This is a genomic window from Frankia sp. CcWB2, assembly GCF_977927585.1.
Genome location: NZ_CDWRCM010000031.1, coordinates 4,085 through 8,562, shown reverse-complemented (window position 1 = coordinate 8,562; position 4,478 = coordinate 4,085). Strand labels below are relative to the sequence as shown.

At 74.8% G+C, this 4,478-nt stretch carries 4 protein-coding genes; 3 read left to right on the top strand and 1 reads right to left on the bottom strand.

Features of this window, described 5'->3' with window-relative positions:
• A partial coding sequence (locus ACY45C_RS05485) for a cobaltochelatase subunit CobN (RefSeq protein ID WP_462186562.1) occupies positions 1 to 929 on the bottom strand: 929 nt, incomplete at its 3' end.
• Between the two features lie 244 nt (positions 930 to 1,173).
• Between ACY45C_RS05485 and ACY45C_RS05480 the strand changes: the two genes are divergently transcribed.
• From ACY45C_RS05480 to ACY45C_RS05470, 3 genes are all read left to right on the top strand, one after another.
• A complete protein-coding gene (locus ACY45C_RS05480; protein WP_462186561.1) occupies positions 1,174 to 2,673 on the top strand; it encodes a nitrite reductase in 1,500 nt (499 codons plus the stop codon).
• The gene (locus tag ACY45C_RS05475; protein ID WP_462186560.1) at positions 2,670 to 3,329 is read left to right on the top strand and encodes a precorrin-8X methylmutase; all 660 of its coding nucleotides are present in this window, start codon (positions 2,670 to 2,672) and stop codon (positions 3,327 to 3,329) included. Before ACY45C_RS05480 ends, ACY45C_RS05475 begins: the two co-directional genes overlap by 4 nt.
• The coding region (locus ACY45C_RS05470; RefSeq protein ID WP_462186559.1) for a precorrin-2 C(20)-methyltransferase at positions 3,329 to 4,478 on the top strand (1,150 nt) is incomplete at its 3' end. The genes ACY45C_RS05475 and ACY45C_RS05470, both read left to right, overlap by 1 nt.

The following is a 4,478-nucleotide window of genomic DNA, read 5'->3' as shown; positions in this document are numbered from 1 at the left end:
CCCTGCAGGATCGGGATGTCCAGCGCGGCCAGCGCGCCGACGTCCCACGCCTCGTCGTCGCCTCCGGCAGAGGAGTGCGCCGGCTGGCTGCCGCCCGCGGCGAGCACGGTGACGATCAGCGCGTCCGCCCGCCCGAGGGTGGCGAGCAGCTCGGGTTCGGCGGCGCGCAGCGACGCGCAGTACACCGGCAGCGGATCCCCGCCGGCCCGCTCGACCGCGGCACAGAGCGCGTCGACGAACGCGATGTTCCCGGCGACGTGGTGCGCGCGGTAGTACAGGACACCGATGACCGGCCGCACCGCGACCGGCCGCACCGCGTTCCCCGCGAGGACGTCCGGGACGTCCCGGGTGGCTGAGGCGTCCGGGGTGGCTGAGGCGTCCGCGGCCCGGTCGAGCACCCCCCAGGCCGGGATGGTCACCGGCGGGGCGAATCCGGTACCGGACAGCAGCAGGGTGTCAGCGAGGAATCGGTGCAGCTCGCCGAGGTTGGCCGGACCGCCCTGGGCGAGGTAGGCGTGTGCCTCGGCGCAGATGCCGCCGGGCACGGTGGAGACGGCCATGAGCTCCGCGTCCGGGGTCCGTTCGCCACCGAGCACGACCATCGGGCGCGGGCCGGCGAGCAGCGTGTCGAGCCCCTCCTCCCAGGTCCGCCGGCCGCCGAGGATGCGCACCACGACCACATCGGCACCGCTGGTCAGCGCCGGGAGATCGGCGACGGAGAGCCGGGCCGGGTTGGCGAGGCGGTAGCGGGCTCCGCTCGCCCGCGCGGAGAGCAGGTCGGTGTCGGAGGTCGACAGCAGCAGGACGACCGCGTCGACCTCCGTCTCCCCGGCTCCCGATGTCTCCCCGGCTTCGCGGGTGACCGTGGCCAACGGGTCGTCGGAAGGGTCGTTGGACGGATCGGTGGGAGGAGTCTGCACAGGCGACATGGTGATGCCTTTCCCGGGGGTCCATGCCCCGCGTCGGTGGCCGTGTCTGGGGCGCACTCCCCGGTGACGGTGGCGGGACCGCACCGGATCCGCACCGGATCCGCACCGGGCTTCCTCGCCGTTCGCCGCTCGTGGCCCCGTCACGATCGCAGAGAGGTGGGAGGTGTTGTCAAGCACTCGGCTGTCGTCGTGACAAAGAAACGATCAACCGGCATCGCCCGAGTCCGGCACGTATGCTCCGCCGGTGCCCACCAGTCCGCGGGAGCGTGTCCGCGACGCCTGCCCCGGTGTGCTGACGACGCATCCGGCCGCGGATGGCGCGCTCGCGCGGCTGCGGCTGCCCGGCGGCCGGCTGACCGCCGCCGCGGCGAAGACCCTCGCCGGCTGCGCGCGGGAGTTCGCCGATGGCCACCTTGAGCTCACCTCCCGGGCTAACGTGCAGCTACGCGGCCTGGCTAACGGCTTGGCCGACGGTACGGCCGAGGAGCTCGCCGCCCGGGTGAGCGCGGTCGGCCTGCTGCCCTCGACGACGCACGAGCGGGTCCGCAACATCGTGGGCTCGCCGCTGTCCGGACGTGGCGAGGCCGGGTGCCGGGACATCGCGCCGGTCGTCGCCGAACTGGACCGCCGGCTGTGCGCGGATCCGGCCCTCGCCGCGCTGCCCGGCCGGGTGCTGTTCGCCGTCGACGACGGCAGCGGGGACCTGGCCGGGCTGCCCGCGGACCTCGCGCTGCGCGCCCTGCCCTCCGGGGAGATGCTGCTGGCCGTCGCGGGCGCAACCCGCGCGCTGCGGTTGCCCGTCCACGTCGCCGTACCCGCGCTCCTCGCCGCGGCGCGGGCCTTCATCGAGGCCCGCGCGGCGGTGGGCACCGCCGCGACGGCCTGGCGGATCGCCGAGTTGCCGGGTGGACCGGGTGGACAGGACGACTTGCTCGCGGCTGCCGAGGCCGGCGCCGTTGGGATCGTCCAGGCTGCTGGAATTGCTCAGGCCGTTGGGAGCGCCACCGTTGGGAGCGCCACCGTTCGGGCCGGCGCGTGGCCCGGTCCGCATCCGCAGCGTGATGGCCGCCGGGCGTTGACCGTGCTCGTCCCCCTGGGGCGGCTGAGCGCCGACCAGCTCGACCTGCTCGCCGCCGCCGCGGCAGCCGGTGTCGGTGGCGGAGCGGGCGGAGCGGGCGGTGCCGGCGGTGGTGAGGGTGTCGGCGGAGCGGGCGGCGCCGAAGACGGCGTCCTGGTTGTGACTCCGTGGCGGTCCGTCGTGCTCCGCGATCTCGACCCGGCCGAGGCTACCCGGTGGTCGAGGGCGGCGGCGGACGCGGGCCTGGTTGTCGATCCGGCATCATCCTGGGTCGGCGTGACGAGCTGTGCCGGTCGGCCGGGATGCGCCCGGGCGCTGGCGGATGTCCGCCGCGACGCGGCGGTGTCCGTGCGGATCCGAGCTGGCGACCCGTCGACGCCGACGCACCTGGCCGGGAGGCCGCGAGCCCTCCGGCCCGTCCCGGTTGGCCCGGCCCTCGCGCCGGTGCACTGGTCGGGCTGCGAGCGGCGCTGCGGGCAACCGGGAGGACAGGTGGTGGAGGTTGTGGCGACCGGGCCCGGCTACCGGGTCCGTCGGACGGGCCTCGGGGCCGCCGCCGCCTCCGTCGGAGCGGACGGCGGCGAGGCGACGGTCGTGTCGTCGAGCCCCGGCGACGGCCACCGTGACCTGGCCGCGGCCGTCAGGTCGGCGAGGAGTCTGGCATGAACGGCGTATCAGACATGAGCGGTATGCAACGTTACGACTACGTCCGTGACGGCGCGGAGATCTACCGCCGGTCGTTCGCGACGATCCGGGCCGAGGCGCGTCTCGACCGGCTGCCCGGTGACGTCGCCCGGGTTGCGGTCCGCATGATCCACTCTTGTGGAATGGTGGATCTCGTTGACGATCTCGCTTTCACCCCCGGCGTGGTCGCGGCGGCGCGCGCGGCGTTGCTGGACGGCGCCCCGGTGCTCTGCGACGCGCAGATGGTGGCGGCCGGCGTGACCCGCCGTCGGTTGCCCGCCGCGAACGAGATTCTCTGCCTGCTCGGTGATCCCCGGGTGCCGCAGCTCGCCGAGCGGCTGGGCACCACCCGTAGCGCCGCGGCGGTGGATCTGTGGGCGGATCGGCTCGCCGGCTCCGTGGTGGCGGTCGGGAACGCTCCGACATCGCTGTTCCGCCTGCTGGAACTCGTCGCGGCCGGAGCTGGGCGACCGGCGGCGGTGGTCGGCGTGCCCGTCGGGTTCATCGGCGCCGCGGAGTCCAAGCAGGCCCTCGTGGATGATCCGGCCCGGTTGGAGCATCTCGTCGTGCACGGTCGGCGGGGCGGCAGCGCGATGGCGGTCGCCGCGGTCAACGCGATCGCGAGCGAGGAGGATTAATGGTGCCGTCGAAGGGCCGGCTGTGGGGAGTCGGGGTTGGACCGGGGGATCCCGAGCTCGTCACTCTCAAGGCGGCCCGCCTGATCCGTGACGCCGACGTGATCGCCTACCACAGCGCCCGGCACGGCCGCAGCATCGCCCGGTCGGTCGCCGCGAGCCAGTTGCGCGGTGACCAGATCGAGGAGGCGCTGGTCTACCCGGTCACCACCGAGACGATCTCCCACCCCGGCGGCTACCGTGGCGCGATCGACGAGTTCTACGAGGACTGCGCCAAGCGGCTGGCCGTCCACCTCGACGCCGGCCGGGACGTCGTGGTCCTCAGCGAGGGTGACCCGTTCTTCTACGGCTCGTTCATCCACCTGCACCGGCGTCTCGCCGACCGGTACCCGACCGAGGTCGTGCCGGGGGTGACGTCCCTGTCGGCGGGGTGCGCGGTGCTCGGCCGGCCGCTGGTCGAGGGCAACGAGGTCCTCACCGTGCTGCCGGGCACGCTGCCGCCGGCGGCCCTCGCCGAGCGTATCGCCGGCACGGACACCGCGGTCGTGCTCAAGATGGGGCGGACCTTCCCGGGGGTCCGGGACGCCTTCACCGCCGCGGGACGCCTCGCGGACACCTGGTACGTGGAACGGGCCACCACCTCCGGCCAGCGCATCGCCCCGCTCGGTGCGGTAGACCCGGCCACGGTGCCGTACTTCTCGCTCGCGGTACTGCCGAGCCCGGTCCGGGGGCCGGACGATCCGGCGCCGCTGCGCGCGTCGCAGGCGGACTGGGTACTGACGGCGCCCACCGTTGGTACGGCTGGCACCGTCGGTACCGACGGCACGCCCGGCGCGGGGGAGGTCGTCGTGGTGGGCCTCGGACCGGGCGCCGCGGGCTGGTTGACGCCGCAGGCCGCCGAGGCGCTGGCCGCCGCCGACGACCTCATCGGCTACGGCCCCTACCTCGACCGGGTGCCGGTCGATCCACGCCAGCGCCGGCACGCCTCGGGGAACACCGTCGAGGCCGAGCGCGCCGAGCTCGCCCTCGAACTGGCGGCCGGCGGCGCGAACGTCGCCGTGGTCTCCTCCGGTGATCCCGGGATCTTCGCGATGGCCACGGCCGTCGTCGAGGCCGCGGCGGCGGAGCGGTTCGCGGACGTCGAGGTGCGGG

Coding starts and splice junctions, on each gene's coding strand:
- ACY45C_RS05475 (WP_462186560.1), top strand. CDS start 2,670: ATGAACGGCGTATCAGACATGAGCGGTATGCAACGTTACGACTACGTC.